This is a genomic window from Enterobacter sp. JUb54 (genome assembly GCF_014298075.1).
Classification (GTDB): domain Bacteria; phylum Pseudomonadota; class Gammaproteobacteria; order Enterobacterales; family Enterobacteriaceae; genus Klebsiella; species Klebsiella lignicola.
The window spans coordinates 3096710-3111622 of the sequence record NZ_CP060418.1 but is presented as its reverse complement, the minus strand read 5'-3'; the positions used below and the strand labels follow the sequence as shown (position 1 = coordinate 3111622).

The 14913-nt window shown below is 52.8% G+C and carries 15 protein-coding genes; 9 read left to right on the top strand and 6 right to left on the bottom strand.

Annotated features, from left to right (window positions below; genetic code table 11):
* Positions 1 to 112 precede the first annotated feature (112 nt).
* From yacL to HF679_RS14325, 5 genes are all read left to right on the top strand, one after another.
* A complete protein-coding gene (gene yacL / locus HF679_RS14345) occupies positions 113 to 475 on the top strand; it encodes a protein YacL (RefSeq protein ID WP_123757467.1) in 363 nt (120 codons plus the stop codon).
* 174 nt (positions 476 to 649) lie between these two features.
* On the top strand, positions 650 to 1603 hold the full coding sequence (locus HF679_RS14340) for a 2-keto-3-deoxygluconate permease 1 (RefSeq protein ID WP_123757466.1): 954 nt from the start codon (positions 650 to 652) through the stop codon (positions 1601 to 1603).
* Entirely contained in the window at positions 1600 to 2871 is a 1272-nt protein-coding gene (gene dtnK, locus HF679_RS14335) for a D-threonate kinase (protein ID WP_123757465.1), read from the top strand. Before HF679_RS14340 ends, dtnK begins: the two co-directional genes overlap by 4 nt.
* The gene (locus HF679_RS14330) at positions 2861 to 3844 is read left to right on the top strand and encodes a D-threonate 4-phosphate dehydrogenase (protein WP_123757464.1); all 984 of its coding nucleotides are present in this window, start codon (positions 2861 to 2863) and stop codon (positions 3842 to 3844) included. The genes dtnK and HF679_RS14330 overlap by 11 nt, the downstream gene beginning before the upstream one ends.
* A gap of 9 nt (positions 3845 to 3853) precedes the next feature.
* Complete coding sequence (locus HF679_RS14325; RefSeq protein WP_154145133.1) at positions 3854 to 4621, top strand: DeoR/GlpR family DNA-binding transcription regulator; 768 nt, start codon at positions 3854 to 3856, stop codon at positions 4619 to 4621.
* A gap of 26 nt (positions 4622 to 4647) precedes the next feature.
* On the opposite strand, the gene speD is transcribed toward HF679_RS14325, so the two are convergent.
* The 5 genes from speD to HF679_RS14300 all read right to left on the bottom strand — a co-directional run bounded on the left by speD (position 4648) and on the right by HF679_RS14300 (position 9320).
* The gene (speD, locus tag HF679_RS14320) at positions 4648 to 5442 is read right to left on the bottom strand and encodes an adenosylmethionine decarboxylase (RefSeq protein WP_123757462.1); all 795 of its coding nucleotides are present in this window, start codon (positions 5440 to 5442) and stop codon (positions 4648 to 4650) included.
* A gap of 14 nt (positions 5443 to 5456) precedes the next feature.
* The gene (gene speE, locus HF679_RS14315) at positions 5457 to 6326 is read right to left on the bottom strand and encodes a polyamine aminopropyltransferase (protein WP_123757461.1); all 870 of its coding nucleotides are present in this window, start codon (positions 6324 to 6326) and stop codon (positions 5457 to 5459) included.
* 154 nt (positions 6327 to 6480) lie between these two features.
* Entirely contained in the window at positions 6481 to 8190 is a 1710-nt protein-coding gene (locus HF679_RS14310) for an FKBP-type peptidyl-prolyl cis-trans isomerase N-terminal domain-containing protein (RefSeq protein ID WP_187042153.1), read from the bottom strand.
* Positions 8187 to 8606 carry a hypothetical protein gene (locus tag HF679_RS14305; protein WP_315970248.1) on the bottom strand — a complete coding sequence of 140 codons (420 nt, stop codon included), beginning with the start codon at positions 8604 to 8606 and terminating at the stop codon, positions 8187 to 8189. The genes HF679_RS14310 and HF679_RS14305 overlap by 4 nt, the downstream gene beginning before the upstream one ends.
* Positions 8607 to 8972: 366 nt before the next feature.
* A complete protein-coding gene (locus HF679_RS14300; RefSeq protein WP_123757459.1) occupies positions 8973 to 9320 on the bottom strand; it encodes a YacC family pilotin-like protein in 348 nt (115 codons plus the stop codon).
* A 145-nt stretch (positions 9321 to 9465) separates the two neighbouring features.
* Here HF679_RS14300 and cueO point away from each other — a divergent pair, with 145 nt between their 5' ends.
* The 3 genes from cueO (at position 9466) to HF679_RS14285 (ending at position 11682) form a co-directional block, all read left to right on the top strand.
* Positions 9466 to 11067 carry a multicopper oxidase CueO gene (gene cueO, locus HF679_RS14295; protein ID WP_123757458.1) on the top strand — a complete coding sequence of 534 codons (1602 nt, stop codon included), beginning with the start codon at positions 9466 to 9468 and terminating at the stop codon, positions 11065 to 11067.
* A gap of 65 nt (positions 11068 to 11132) precedes the next feature.
* Positions 11133 to 11399: a type II toxin-antitoxin system ParD family antitoxin gene (locus HF679_RS14290; RefSeq protein WP_154145135.1), complete on the top strand. Its 267-nt coding sequence runs from the start codon at positions 11133 to 11135 to the stop codon at positions 11397 to 11399.
* Positions 11386 to 11682, top strand: coding sequence for a type II toxin-antitoxin system RelE/ParE family toxin (locus HF679_RS14285; RefSeq protein ID WP_123757456.1), 297 nt, complete (start codon positions 11386 to 11388; stop codon positions 11680 to 11682). Before HF679_RS14290 ends, HF679_RS14285 begins: the two co-directional genes overlap by 14 nt.
* Positions 11683 to 11741: 59 nt before the next feature.
* Here HF679_RS14285 and HF679_RS14280 read toward each other — a convergent pair whose 3' ends face one another.
* Positions 11742 to 14132, bottom strand: coding sequence for a glucose/quinate/shikimate family membrane-bound PQQ-dependent dehydrogenase (locus HF679_RS14280; protein WP_123757455.1), 2391 nt, complete (start codon positions 14130 to 14132; stop codon positions 11742 to 11744).
* A gap of 203 nt (positions 14133 to 14335) precedes the next feature.
* Between HF679_RS14280 and hpt the strand changes: the two genes are divergently transcribed.
* Complete coding sequence (hpt, locus tag HF679_RS14275) at positions 14336 to 14872, top strand: hypoxanthine phosphoribosyltransferase (protein ID WP_015585135.1); 537 nt, start codon at positions 14336 to 14338, stop codon at positions 14870 to 14872.
* Positions 14873 to 14913: the final 41 nt, after the last annotated feature.

Sequence of the window (14913 nt, the reverse complement as noted above, 5' to 3'; positions counted from 1 at the left end):
TTTTATTTGCTGTAGCCCAGTCTGCTCCACTTTTTTTCTGCCCTGGTACTGCGATAATTACCCTATGGGTACAATGTAGCGGTGACGCATTGCCCTTGCAGAGGAAGAGACTATGGATTACGAATTTCTGCGCGATATTACCGGAGTGGTAAAGGTGCGAATGTCGATGGGCCACGAGGTCGTTGGGCACTGGTTTAATGAGGAAGTGAAAGAAAACCTGGCCCTGCTGGACGAAGTGGAACAGGCAGCGCACACCGTAAAAGGCAGCGAGCGCTCCTGGCAGCGTGCCGGTCATGAATACACGTTATGGCTGGATGGCGAAGAGGTGATGATCCGCGCCAATCAGCTGGATATTGCGGGCGATGAGATCGAAGAAGGGATGAGCTATTACGACGAAGAAAGCTTCTCCCTGTGCGGCGTCGAGGATTTTCTTCAGGTGGTGACGGCGTACCGCGAGTTTATCGGCAAAGCCTAACCGCCCTTCATGTGTTCACGCCGGGAGCCTGTCTCCCGGTTTTTTTTGCAATTGATGATTATTTGATTTTTTATAATCATATTAAATCTGTGATCGCGGTCTGTTGTGGTTTGTTATTGATTAAATATAATCAATATGATTTTATTTAATCACATTGATGACAGGCGGCACGACATGAACATCAAGAAAACAATAGAACGAGTACCTGGCGGCATGATGGTTGTGCCACTGGTTATTGGGGCGATCATCAATACGTTTGCTCCTCAGGCGCTGGAAGTCGGCGGATTTACCACCGCCTTATTTAAGAATGGTGCGGCACCGCTGATTGGCGCATTTTTGCTGTGCATGGGGGCGGGCATTAGCGTCAAAGCCGCCCCTCAGGCGTTGCTACAGGGCGGGACCATCACGCTCACAAAGCTGCTTATCGCGATTGCGTTGGGACTGGGTGTTGAGCATCTTTTTGGCGCCGAGGGGATCTTCGGCCTGAGCGGCGTAGCGATTATTGCGGCTATGAGCAATTCCAACGGCGGACTCTACGCGGCGCTGGTGGGAGAGTTTGGCAATGAACGCGACGTGGGGGCTATCTCCATTCTGTCGCTGAACGACGGTCCTTTCTTCACCATGATCGCGCTGGGTGCGGCCGGCATGGCCAACATTCCTCTGATGGCGCTGGTTGCGGTACTTATTCCGCTTGTTGTTGGCATGATCCTCGGCAATCTTGACGCCAACATGCGTGATTTTTTGACCAAAGGCGGGCCTCTGCTCATTCCGTTTTTTGCCTTTGCGCTGGGGGCCGGGATCAATCTCGAGATGCTGCTCCAGGGCGGGCTGGCAGGCATCCTCCTCGGCGTTCTGACGACCTTTATTGGCGGGTTTTTTAACATTCGTGCTGACCGGTTGGTGGGCGGAAGCGGTATTGCTGGCGCTGCCGCGTCCAGCACCGCCGGAAATGCGGTGGCCACACCGTTGGCGATCGCTCAGGCCGACCCTTCACTGGCATCCGTTGCCGCAGCGGCAGCACCGCTGATTGCGGCCTCGGTGATCACGACCGCGATCCTGACGCCACTCCTGACTTCCTGGGTGGCAAAAAGGCAGGCACGTCAGCTTGCGGAGGAAAAAAACGCATGAAAATGATCGTTATCGCTGATGATTTTACCGGATCCAATGATACCGGGGTCCAGCTGGCGAAAAAAGGCGCGCGGACGGAAGTGATGCTAAGTGCGGCCCAGAAGCCTTCCCGCCGTGCCGATGTGCTGGTTATTAACACTGAAAGCCGGGCGTTGCCGGCCCCACAAGCCGTAGACATGGTTCAGACGGCGCTGGCTCCCTGGTGTGATACACCAGACGCACCGCTGGTGTACAAAAAGATTGATTCTACTTTTCGGGGCAACGTGGGGGCCGAAGTGGCTGCGGCAATGAAAGCCAGTCGCAGACGTCTCGCGGTCATTGCCGCCGCGATCCCTGCTGCCGGGCGCACGACGCGGGATGGCCAGTGCCTGGTTAACGGTATCCCGCTTGTGGATACCGAATTCGCCAGCGATCCCAAAACGCCGATTATCTCTTCTCGCATTGCCGAGCTGATCGCGTTGCAAAGCCAGATCACTGTTCATGAAGTCCATCTGGAGGAGCTTCGTCGCGGGCGGCTCAGTGCGCTGCTGGAGGCATGGGCCGCGGAAGGCGAGTGCATGGTTGTGGTCGATACACTGGAAGATCGGGATTTGACACTGATTGCGCATGCGATCTGTGAACAAACCCAGATACCGCTGATGGTGGGGGCGGCCGGGCTGGCGAATGCGTTGCCTGGCTGGATGTTTAAACAGGATAAGCTGGCACTGCCCGTGCTGGTGGTGGCGGGATCGATGAGTGAAGCGACGCGCCGACAGGTTGACTATGCGCTCAGCCAGGGGCGAGCAGAGATCGTGGACATCGATGTCTCTCGCCTGGTGTCGCCCTTCTGCACCCAGGAGATGGCCGCGGTAGTGGAACAAGCCTGCGCGCTCCTGAGCCGACAGCGGCATACGATCCTGCGCACCAGCCGCCGGATGGAGGACCGACAGGGCATTGATACTCTGTGTGCCACTACCGGCATGAGCCGCCAGCAGTTGGGCGAGACGCTGAGTCTGCATGTGGGAGAGATAACGTTAAAGATCCTTGAGCAGGCACGCATCGGCGGCCTGTTTTTGACGGGAGGGGATATGGCCACTGCCGTCGCCAGCGCACTGGGTGCTGAAGGTTATCGGATTCAGAGCGAAGTCGCGCCCTGTATTCCCTGCGGCACGTTTATTAACAGTGATATCGACGATCTACCGGTGATCACCAAGGCTGGGGGATTTGGCTCCGATCGTACGTTGTGCGATGCGCTTTATTTTATTGAGGAGATGTACTGTGGGCATTAAGACTGTGGCAATTACAATGGGAGATCCGGCAGGGATTGGGCCGGAAATTATCGTTAAGGCGCTCAGCGAAGATCGGTTAAATGGCGCACCGGTAGTGGTAGTAGGCTGTTTCCAGACGCTGAAGCGACTGCAGGAGAAAGGTCTGGCAGAGGGCGTTGAGTTCTGCGTTATCGACGACGTGGCGGCGGCTCGCTTTACGCCTGGAGTGATCCATGTGATCGATGAACCTCTGGCCGATCCGCAGGCGCTTGAAATTGGTAAGGTGCAGGCGCAGGCAGGCGATCTGGCTTATCGCTGTGTGAAGCGCGCGACGACGCTGGCGCTGAAGGGCGATGTCCACGCGATAGCGACCGCGCCGTTAAATAAAGAGGCGCTGCATCTCGCCGGGCACCATTATCCGGGACACACCGAACTGCTGGCTACGCTGACAGAGACGCGCGACTACGCGATGGTGTTATTTACGGAAAAGCTGAAAGTCATCCATGTCTCGACCCATATTGCGCTGCGTAAATTCCTTGATACGCTGAATACGCCGCGTGTCGAGACGGTCATTGATATTGCGGATACCTTCCTGAAACGCGTTGGTTACCAGCAGCCGAGAATTGCTGTTGCCGGGGTGAACCCTCATGCCGGAGAAAACGGTCTGTTTGGCGACGAAGAGGGACGTTTCCTGGCGCCGGCGATTGCACATGCAAAGGCCAAAGGGATAGCGGTGTTCGGACCCTGTCCACCCGATACCGTGTTTCTGCAGGCTTATGAAGGGCAGTACGATATGGTGGTCGCAATGTATCACGATCAGGGGCATATCCCTTTGAAATTATTGGGCTTCTATGACGGTGTCAATATCACGGCCGGCCTGCCGTTTATCCGCACTTCAGCCGATCACGGGACTGCTTTTGATATCGCCTGGACGGGAAAAGCAAAATCTGAGAGCATGGCGATATCGATAAAACTGGCAATGCAACTGGCGTAATTCCCTGTTATGAAAGGACAACACCGTCTGGATAAAATCGTCGCGTATCTGAAAAGCCATACGCTGGTTACGGTAGAGCAACTGGTTGAGGCGGTAGATGCGTCTGCGGCGACGATCCGACGTGATTTAATAAAGCTGGATGAGCAGGGCGTTATCAGCCGCAGCCATGGCGGCGTTGCGCTACGTCGCTTTGAGCCAGTGCAGCCGACTACGAATGAAAAGCAGTTACGATCGCCCGGCGAAAAAAGGGCGATCGCGCGCTATGCCGCTTCTTTGGTGCATCCCGGAGATGCCGTGGTGCTGGATGCCGGGACCACCATGCTCGAACTGGCGAAGTGCTTAACGCATTTGCCACTGCGGGTGATTACCGTGGATTTGCACATCGCCCTGTTTTTATCTGAATTCAGGCAAATCGAAGTGACCATTGTGGGTGGGCGAATCGACGACAGCAGCCAGTCTTGTATCGGTGAGTATGGCCGCAAAATGTTGCGCAGCGTTTTCCCTGATATCGCGTTTATGAGCTGTAACTCATGGAGCGCGGAAACCGGTGTCACAACGCCGACGGAAGAGAAAGCCGGACTGAAGCAGGAAATCATTGCTAATGCCCAGTGCAAGGTGCTGCTGGCAGACAGCAGCAAATACGGCGCACATTCGCTATTTACCGTAGCGCCGCTGGCTGACTTTAGCGAGGTGGTGACGGACGCCAATCTGCCGCAGTCAGTACAAAGCATGCTAAAAGGGCAGCAGGTGCCTCTCAAACTGGTTCAGCCGGAGTAACAGCGCCCGCGAGCGCTGTCATCAGCTCAGATACCCGGGATATTTCTGGCGTAGTAGATTTCGCGCATCTCTTTCCACAGCAGGCTGGTAATGGTCTTGCGCTCTTCCTCGGTCAGGTCTTCTGGCCGGGTGTGGAACATGTAGTGCTTCAGATCGAACTCTTTCAGCAGCATCTTGGTGTGGAAGATGTTTTCCTGATAGACGTTAACATCCACCATGTCATACAGCGCTTTCATATCGTCGGACATGAAATTCTGAATTGAATTGATTTCATGATCGATGAAGTGCTTCATTCCATTGATATCTCGGGTAAAACCGCGAACGCGATAATCAATAGTCACGATGTCAGATTCAAGTTGATGAATCAGATAATTCAGCGCGTTAAGCGGCGAGATCACCCCGCAGGTCGACACTTCAATATCGGCGCGGAAGGTACATAGCCCGCCTTCCGGGTGGCTTTCCGGGTAGGTGTGCACGCAGATATGGCTTTTATCAAGATGGGCAACCACGGCGCTTGGCAGCGGGCCCGGATGCTCGGTCTGATCGATAAGCTGTGGGTCAATGGGCTCTTCACTGACCAGAATGGTGACGCTGGCACCCTGAGGTTCATAATCCTGACGCGCGATGTTCAGAATGTTGGCGCCGATAATCGAGCAGGTCTCTGACAATATTTCGGTCAGGCGGTTGGCGTTATAGAGTTCATCGATATAGGCAATGTAACCATCGCGCTCCTCTGCCGTTTTGGCATAGCAGATATCGTAGATGCAAAAACTCAGGCTCTTGGTGAGGTTGTTAAAGCCATGCAGCTTCAGTTTTTTCAATTTCGTTCACCCCCTTACTTAAGTTCGCTGGCAGCCAGCGTATCCAGCAGATATTGCGGCAAGGCGAAGGCCGCCTTATGAATCGCCGGATTGTAGTAACGACACTTCAGATTCGTTTTGTGAAAACGCGCCTGGATAATCTCATTGGACAGGTGGCGCAAGGCGTCGTTATCCGTCGCCCAGGCGAAGGTCATAATGCCGCCATAGTAGGTCGGGATGGCGGCCTGATAGAAGCTGACATCGCTGAAGTAGTGGCTAAGCTTGCGGTGACTATCGAGGGCTTCATCCTGTTGCAGGAAGCAGACGCCGTTCTGGGCAACAAAAATGCCGCCAGGGTTGAGGCAGCGCTTACAGCCTTCGTAAAAGGCGGAGGTGAACAGGCTTTCACCGGGACCGATGGGGTCGGTACAGTCGGAGATGATCACGTCAAACGTTTGCGTCGTCTGGTTAACAAAATTGACGCCATCGTCAATTACCAGCGTAAACCGCGGATCGTCGTACGCGCCTGCGCTGTGATTAGGCAGGTACTGGCGGCAGAACGAGACCACACCGGCGTCAATTTCCACCATGGTGATGGTTTCGATGGTGCTGTGGCGAGACACTTCACGCAGCATGGCACCGTCGCCACCGCCGATAATGAGCACATGTTTTGCCTGGCCGTGGGCCATCAGGGGCACATGGGTCATCATCTCGTGATAGATAAACTCATCGCGTTCGGTGGTTTGTACCACGCCGTCCAGCGCCATCACGCGGCCAAAGGCGGCGTTCTCAAAAATGATCAAATCCTGGTGATCGGTTTTTTCGTGGTACAGCACCTTATCAACTGCAAAGTACTGACCAAAATGGTCGTGCAGCGTTTCATGCCACAGATTGCTATCGGCCACTGGCAGATCCTCCGTTGTTAACACCCGTTACGCCTGTAGAAATAAGCGCAACATCATAGCCAACTATAGATGAGGATGCACGGTTGGTATTTCAGCAGTGTAAGTCAGGGGAGTACCCTACGCAAAACGCCTCCATTATCAGGAGGCGTCGGGCTCAGGGCTTGTTGGCTGGTGGTTTTTCGGCAGTGGCATCAACTATTCTGACCGTATAGACCATGGTGGCGCCGGGCGGAATTTTGGGTGGAACGCCTTCGCTACCGTAAGCGGCATCGGGAGGGAGCACGATGGTAACAGTGCCATGGTTTTCCAGGCGTTTCATGGGTTCGAGGAGCGATGGTGGATAGGCATTTAATACCTGCGACCAGACTTTTTTCTCTGCTTCCATGTCTTGAATGATGGTTCCATCGATAAGTGCTTCCTTGATTGTTACCGTGACGATATCACTGCCGAGAATCTTGCCCTTACCTGCATAATCAACGCGGCTGTAGATACCGTTTTTAAACTCGACCCCTTTTTGTTTAGCAAACTTCTGCTGATAGGCTTTTCCGTCGCTAATGTTTTGTTTTTCTACCTTATTTTGAATCAAAGAGACTTCTTTTGTCGCATCAATCAGCGCTGTTTTACGTGTGCTTTCATCAAGAGCAAACTTTCCAGAGAAAGAATCAGCGAAACCTTGCAGTACCACATCTTGATTGATTTTCATGCCCTGGGTATTACGCATAGCCAGTATTTCCAGGGCACCATCACCCATAGAGGCACCCAGAGCGTAAGCTTGCTGCTGAGACTTTTGTGTGAGATCGATTCCCGCAGATTTTTTATCCGGTTTGGCATTTGCCTGCGCTGCCTTTAACTGGTTAAGCTCATCCGTTTTGGCTTGCAGGAGCGCTTTATCTTTATCGACCTGAAGCCGAAAGGCTTCATCCTCTTGCGCCACCTTTTTTTTATTAATAACAAATGCATCAAGTTTTGCCGTGAGGACCTGCGATCCTAACTCTGCGGTCGTTAGCTTAGCCATCAACTCTTTTTTTTCCGCTGTCGCAGTGCTGAGCTGTGCCGTTAGTGTCTGCTGAGCTGCCGTTGCAGTGTTAAGTTTTTCGGTGAGCGTTTGTGTTTGTGCCGTGGCGTTCGTGATTTTCTCGGCGAGGAGCTGTTTTTCTTGCGCCTCAGTCGCGAGTTTTAGCGTCAGAGCTTGCTGATCTGACGTCAGAGTTGCGAATTTCTTAATCTGCGTTTGTTTTTCAACTTCGGTTTTGGCCAGCAGAGCTTCAAGCTTTTGTTTTTCCGCCTCAACAGCAGCCAGGGCTATAGACTGTTTCTGATTTTTATTTTCAGTGGCATCAAGCTTAAGGTTACTCTGTTTCTTATCATTGACCGCTGTGCTTTCTTTTATTATTAGTTGCTGCTTTTCTGCCAGCGCAGTCTCTAATTTACCCTGCAATTGCTTAATTTTATCAGTAAGTTCTTTTTGATTATCAGCGACAGGTATCATCTCAGATGGCCTGGTGGCAAGTTGCTTCTTGAGTTGACGTATTATTTTATCTTTCTGAGCAATGACTGCATTCTGCTGTGAAATGTTTTTTGTTTTCTGTGTGGGTGTATTATTAGTGGTTCTTGTAGTATTACTGTTGGTTTCACTGGTTTTATGTTCAATCGATCTGTCAGCTGATTTTTTTTCCTTTTCTTTTTCCTGTTGCTGCTTAGCAAAAATAAGAAAGGCGGGCCCCGAATTGTCACTGTCAGAGCGGGGAACGACCCCAGTTGTGACATCTTTTTCTGCATAGGCATTAGGCACTAAAAATGATGCCAGCACGGGAGTCATCGCCAGCGCTATCACTTTGAGATTGATGGCTGTTAGTCGGTTCATAAGGGAATGTTTTCACCACGTTTGACAAGGCTATCTATTAGCTCTTTTTCAATGTCAGCACACAGTTTGATTGACTTGAACTGATACATTGAGTCAATCCCTTGCCTGGTCGGTTCAGCAACCTTACCGCGCACAGAATTATATTGTGATGCTGCACCGATTAAAGCGGTAAAGTTATTCCCAAGTAATTCCCCTTGCTTGGGATTAACTTCTTTTAGTGATTCCAATGCTTCGCGGCAGGAATCAATTCGCTCTTGTTCAAGTTCCACGGGTTTCTGTTGGGCTTGTGATTGGTTTAATGTTGCCTCTGATGAGGGCGTTATCACTCTGGCGGATTGTCGGGATGGGTTTGTATTACAACCAACCAATAAAATGATGGTCAGAGGTGCTATACGGATTAGTTGAGATATGTTCAAGTTTATATTCCACTGATAAATAGGTGTTGACATAAAGTATTATCGAGGAATGTTAGCGTGCTAAAAATGAGATTGCAATAAAGTCCGACTGTTTTTTAGACGTGTTGTAAGTTACATAGGACTATTTTTATTTTATATTATTCAGTGTTTGGATGTGAGAGGTATTAATAATTCACTGTTTTAATGGTTTTTTTGTTTTTAATTGATTGTGGAGTTTTTATTTGGGTGAAATTAAAGGGTTGGCTATGTATGCATTAGGGTTTTGCCAAACATCAAACGATTAATTCTGATGGGGAACATAAAAAACGGCAATATGGCACTGGCGTCTTCGCTGGTGCCAGTATGACGACAGACTCCATGATTAATTTATTTCACATAAGCGAGCAGGCTCAGTGAATCCCGGGCCAGCGCTTTGCATTTTTTCGTTGTGGAGATTTTGATGCCGCTGAGATCGCGGTAGCTGTCTTCACCGAGCGCTTTCATGTTGAAACTGTCGTAGTTGCTCAGATCCCACTGGTTTTGCTGGGCAAAAAACACCAGCGCCCGACGGATTTGGGTATTGGGAAGGTTCTGGTACCCGCAGTCGTTTTTCAGAAAGACAAATACCGCCGTTAAATCAGCCATATCTTCCGCTTCGGACTCGCTTAACGCATAGCTATTGCTGGAAAGAGTAAGCAGGCTGCCGAGCACTACCGTTCTGAAAAGCGTCTTCATTTTTTTTACCATTGCATCACGGACGCTCAACGTTAGCATACTTCGTTACAGTGCGCAGAGCTTTATTCTTACTCTTCTGCTTGACCTTCCCGTTGGGGGAAGGTTTAAGCTCAAATGTTCACCAGCAGAATAAAAGGATGTGAAAATGCAACGTCGTGAATTTATCAAATTAACCGCTGCAGCCGGCGTATTGAGCGCGCTTCCGCTCTGGAGTCGCTCGGTGTTTGCCGCCAGCCGTCCGGCTCTGCCGGTACCCAATATTTTGACCGCCGACGCACGAAATCGCATCACCTTAACGATCCAGGCCGGAAAGACGCAGTTTGGTCCCCATCAGGCGTCCACCTGGGGTTATAACGGCAATCTGCTGGGGCCGGCGCTGAAACTGAAAAAAGGTGAGGCCGTGACCGTCGACATTCATAACCGCCTGGCGGAAGAAACCACCGTGCACTGGCATGGCCTGGAGGTTCCCGGGGAGGTCGACGGCGGACCGCAGGGGATTATTGCGGCGGGCGCCTCCCGCAGCGTGAGTTTTACTCCCAGCCAGCGGGCCGCGACCTGTTGGTTCCACCCGCATCAGCATGGCAAAACCGGTCATCAGGTTGCTATGGGGCTGGCGGGACTGGTGCTGATATCTGATGAAGAAAGCGAACGACTGCTGCTGCCGAAGCAGTGGGGGATCGATGATGTGCCGGTGATCGTCCAGGACAAGCGTTTTACCGCGGCCGGCGAGATTGACTATCAGCTCGACATCATGAGCGCTGCCGTGGGCTGGTTTGGCGATACGCTGCTGACGAACGGAGCGCTCTACCCGGAACATGCTGCACCGCGCGGCTGGCTGCGTCTGCGCCTGCTTAACGGTTGTAATGCCCGCTCGCTCAATTTCTCCACCAGTGATAACCGACCGATGTACGTTGTCGCCAGCGATGGTGGCCTGCTTGCCGAGCCGGTGAAGGTGAATGAACTGCCGGTGTTAATGGGCGAGCGTTTTGAAGTGCTGATAGATACCCGCGACGGTAAAGCGTTCGATCTGATCACGTTGCCGGTGAGTCAGATGGGGATGGCGATTACGCCGTTCGATAAGCTACAGCCGGTATTACGCATTCAGCCATTGACGGTTCAGGCATCCGGCACGCTTCCGGATTCACTGGTCAGCATGCCCGCGCTACCGTCGCTGGAAGGGCTGACCCAACGCACACTGCAGCTGTCGATGGACCCGATGCTCGACATGATGGGCATGCAGGCGCTGATGCAAAAATATGGCGACCAGGCGATGTCCGGCATGGACCATGGCGGCATGATGGATCACGGCAAAATGGGCAACATGGGACAGATGAATCATGGCGATATGGGGAACATGAAGCATGGCAATATGGGGCAGATGAACCATGGCGCTAAGGGCTTTGATTTCCATAATGCCAACCGGATTAATGGCAAAGCGTTTGATATGAACACGCCGATGTTTGCCGCGACCAAAGGGCAATATGAACGCTGGGTGATTTCAGGCAAAGGCGACATGATGCTGCACCCGTTCCATATTCACGGGACCCAGTTCCGCATTCTGTCGGAAAATGGCGCCGCGCCTGCCGCTCACCGTTCGGGCTGGAAAGATACCGTGCGGGTGGAAGGTGGGGTCAGTGAAGTGTTAGTGAAGTTCGACCATGATGCGCCGAAAGAGCATGCCTATATGGCGCACTGCCACCTGTTGGAACATGAAGACACCGGAATGATGCTCGGGTTTACGGTCTAATGATGGATCTTAGATCTCCTGAGTCGCTATAATGATGTAAGATCAAATCTTACAGTGGGGCAGTTATGGCACGTACAATGACCGTTGACGTAGGTGATGAACTCCGTGAGTTTATTGATTCACTGGTTAAATCTGGTGACTATCGGACTCAGAGTGAGGTGTTGCGAGATGCCTTGCGTTTATTACGTGAAAAGCAGGCAGAATCGCGTCTGCAGGCTTTGCGCGACCTGCTGGCTGAAGGCATCAGTAGCGGTGAAGCCGTCACCTGGAATAAAGATGTTTTTCTGAAGCAGGTGAAAGCGAAAACGCGGATTGCAGATGAAGGAAATTGAGCTAACGCCACGGGCTATAGAAGATCTGGAAACCATCTGGTTTTATAGCTATGAGCAGTTTGGGCCGGCAACAGCTGAGGAATATATTGAAAAAATCTCGGCTGTATTCGGTGTGCTCACTGAGCATCAGATTGGTACGCACAGGCCGGAACTGGGTAATGATATGCATTCCCTACCTGTAGAAAAACATGTGATTTTCTTTGTTCCGTCTCAAACGGTTATCACAGTTATCCGTATTCTCAGCCAGGCTCAAGATGTACTCCGCCATTCTCCCTGGCGCTGAACGGCACAATAAAAAAGGCCCGGATTATTATCCGGGCCTTTTGCGTTTGACGTCAGTGCTTATTTCGCATCGTCAGGCAGTGCATAAGCGACAATATAGTCGCCCATCTTCGTACCGAACGAGCCGTGACCGCCGGCGGAGATGACAACATACTGCTTGCCATTCACTTCATAGGTCATCGGTGTTGCCTGGCCGCCAGCCGGCAGGCGGGCCTGCCACAGTTTCTCACCGTTGCTCATGTTGTATGCGCGCAGGTAGTTGTCGGCGGTGGCGCCAATAAACAGCACGTTGCCAGCGGTGGAGATCGGGCCGCCCAGCATTGGCATGCCGAGGTTAAACGGCAGCTGGACAGGCATCGGGAACGGCAGACTGTCCTGCGGGGTACCGATACGTTTTTTCCACACCACTTCGTTGGTTTTCAGATCCAGCGCTGAGATATAGCCCCACGCCGGCTGTTTGCACGGCAGGCCAAACGGCGACAGGAAAGCATTAAGGGTGACGCCGAACGGCACGCCGTACTGCGGCTGGATGCCGGATTCAGTACCCGAGCCTTTGGCGTCTTTCGGCGGTTCCATCGGGTTGCCTGGGCCGCGTGGGATCAGTTTTGAGACGAACGGCAGCGCCATCGGGTTAGCAATCGCCACCTGACGGTTCGGATCGACGGAAATACCACCCCATTCAAACATCCCCAGGTTACCCGGGAACACCAGGGTGCCCTGTTCAGACGGCGGAGTGAAGATGCCTTCATAACGCAGCTGGTGGAAGATCACGCGGCACACCAGTTGGTCGAACATGGTGGCGCCCCACATATCCGCACCGGTCAGATCTTTCTTCGGACGGAAGCTCAGGTCGGAGAACGGCTGCGTTTTCGAGACGTAATCGCCTTTCGCGGCACCCTGCGGAACCGGTTTTTCCGGCGCCGGGACGACCAGCTCGCCATTACGACGGTCGAGGACGAAAATATTACCGGTCTTCGCTGGCGCGTAGATTACCGGAACGGTTTTGCCGTTAACGTCGATATCCGCCAGCGTCGGCTGGGACGGCATATCCATGTCCCACAGGTCGTGGTGAACGGTCTGATAGCTCCAGGCCAGTTTACCGGTTGTCGCATTCAGCGCCACGATAGAGCTGGCGTAGCGTTCCTGTTCCGGCGTACGGTTGCCGCCCCAGATATCCGGAGTGGTGACGCCCATCGGCAGGTACACCAGATCCAGCTTCGCATCATAGGCCGCCGGTGCCCACGAGTTCGGTGAGTTCAGCGTAAAGTGGTGTTCATCATCCGGAATAGCGTTTGGATCTTTCGCGCCCGGATCGAACACCCACATCAGCTTACCGGTGTTGACATCGAAGCCACGAATGACGCCTGACGGCTCGCGGGTAGAGAAGTTATCGGTCACCGCACCGGCAATGATAATGGTGGTGTCGGTCACGATCGGCGGAGATGTTGGTTCGTACATCCCCGGCGTGGTCACCGGCATATTGGTCTGCAGGTTGAGGATCCCTTTGTTGGCAAAGGATTCGCACAGCTGACCGTTGTCGGCGTTAATGGCGAACAGACGACCATCATTGACCGGCAGAATGATACGGCGCGGGCAGTTAGCGACGACGTCAGCCGGCGCGCTGTCTGCTTTTGCTTCGTGGTAAGAGACGCCACGGCAGGTCACGTGCTGGAACGACGGGTCGGAATTCAGCTGCGGATCAAAGTGCCATTTCTCTTTACCGGTGGCGGCATCAAGCGCGAACAGACGCTGGTGAGCAGTACACAGGTACAGCATGTTGCCCACTTTAATCGGCGTCACTTCGTTGGTGATTTCGCCCGGATCGTTCGGCTGCTTCAGGTCGCCGGTGCGGAATACCCAGGCTTCCTTCAGGTTTTTCACGTTATCGGCGTTGATCTGCTTCAGCGGCGAGAAACGCTGGCCTTCCTGATTACGACCGTATGCCGGCCAGTCGCTATCAGCCACAGCGGAAATCGGTGCGGCAGGGGTGGCGTCGGCACTCAGGGTACCGTTCACTTCCTGAGGATCATTGAACGCCGCCCAGGTCAGGATACCGCCGCTGATCAGCAGAGCGACAACCAGACCGGCAACCGCGCCGCCAGACGGGAACGGCAAACGACGCCAGACAAAAGGCAGAATCAGCCAGATGCCGAAGAACACCAGGATATCGCTGCGAGGTGTCAGCGCCCAGAAGTCAAAGCCGACTTCCCAGACGCCCCAGAGCATGGTGGCGAGCAGCAGTGCGGCATACAGCCAAAGTGCTGAACGCTTACCGCGCAGGAGTTTCACGGTAACGGCCAGCATCACCAGGCCGGCGATGGGGTAGTACCAGGAACCGCCAATCGCCGCCAGCCAGACTCCACCAATGAGAAGATACAGGCCACAGAATGCAGCAAAGAGCGCCGTCAGTGTCACGAGTAATCGTGATTGTTGAGATTTTGTTTCTGCCATAGAAAGAGACTCGGTTGTTTGTTAATTTTTTAAGTGCAATTAATTATAGGATTTAACAAGTGTGATCGGAATCACAAAATGGGCTTTATTATTCCCTGCATCGGATATTTCTTTTTACTGGTATACTGCATAGCTTGCCGGTCAACGTCGGTGCGCTCGCAGCGGCTTTGATGATTTATCCTAAGAATCAAATGGTTAGTTTTATGAAACATACTGTAGAAGTGATGATCCCGGAAGCCGAGATCAAAGCGCGTATCGCCGAACTGGGTCGTCAAATCAACGAATGCTATAAAGACAGCGGCAGTGAAATGGTGCTGGTGGGGCTGCTGCGCGGCTCATTTATGTTTATGGCCGACCTGTGCCGTGAAGTTCAGGTCCCGCACGAAGTCGATTTTATGACCGCCTCCAGCTACGGTAGCGGCATGTCGACCACCCGTGATGTGAAAATCCTGAAAGATCTGGATGAAGACATTCGTGGCAAAGATGTACTGATTGTCGAAGACATCATCGACTCCGGTAACACGCTCTCGAAAGTGCGCGAAATTCTCAGCCTGCGCGAGCCGAAATCACTGGCGATTTGTACTTTGCTGGATAAACCAAGCCGCCGCGAAGTGAATGTCCCGGTTGAGTTCGTTGGTTTTGCGATTCCGGATGAGTTCGTGGTGGGCTACGGTATTGACTACGCTCAGCGCTATCGCCATCTGCCGTATGTTGGCAAAGTGGTGCTGCTGGACGAATAATCGTTTACCTGACCCCGGTCGCTGGCATGACGCATCGCCGG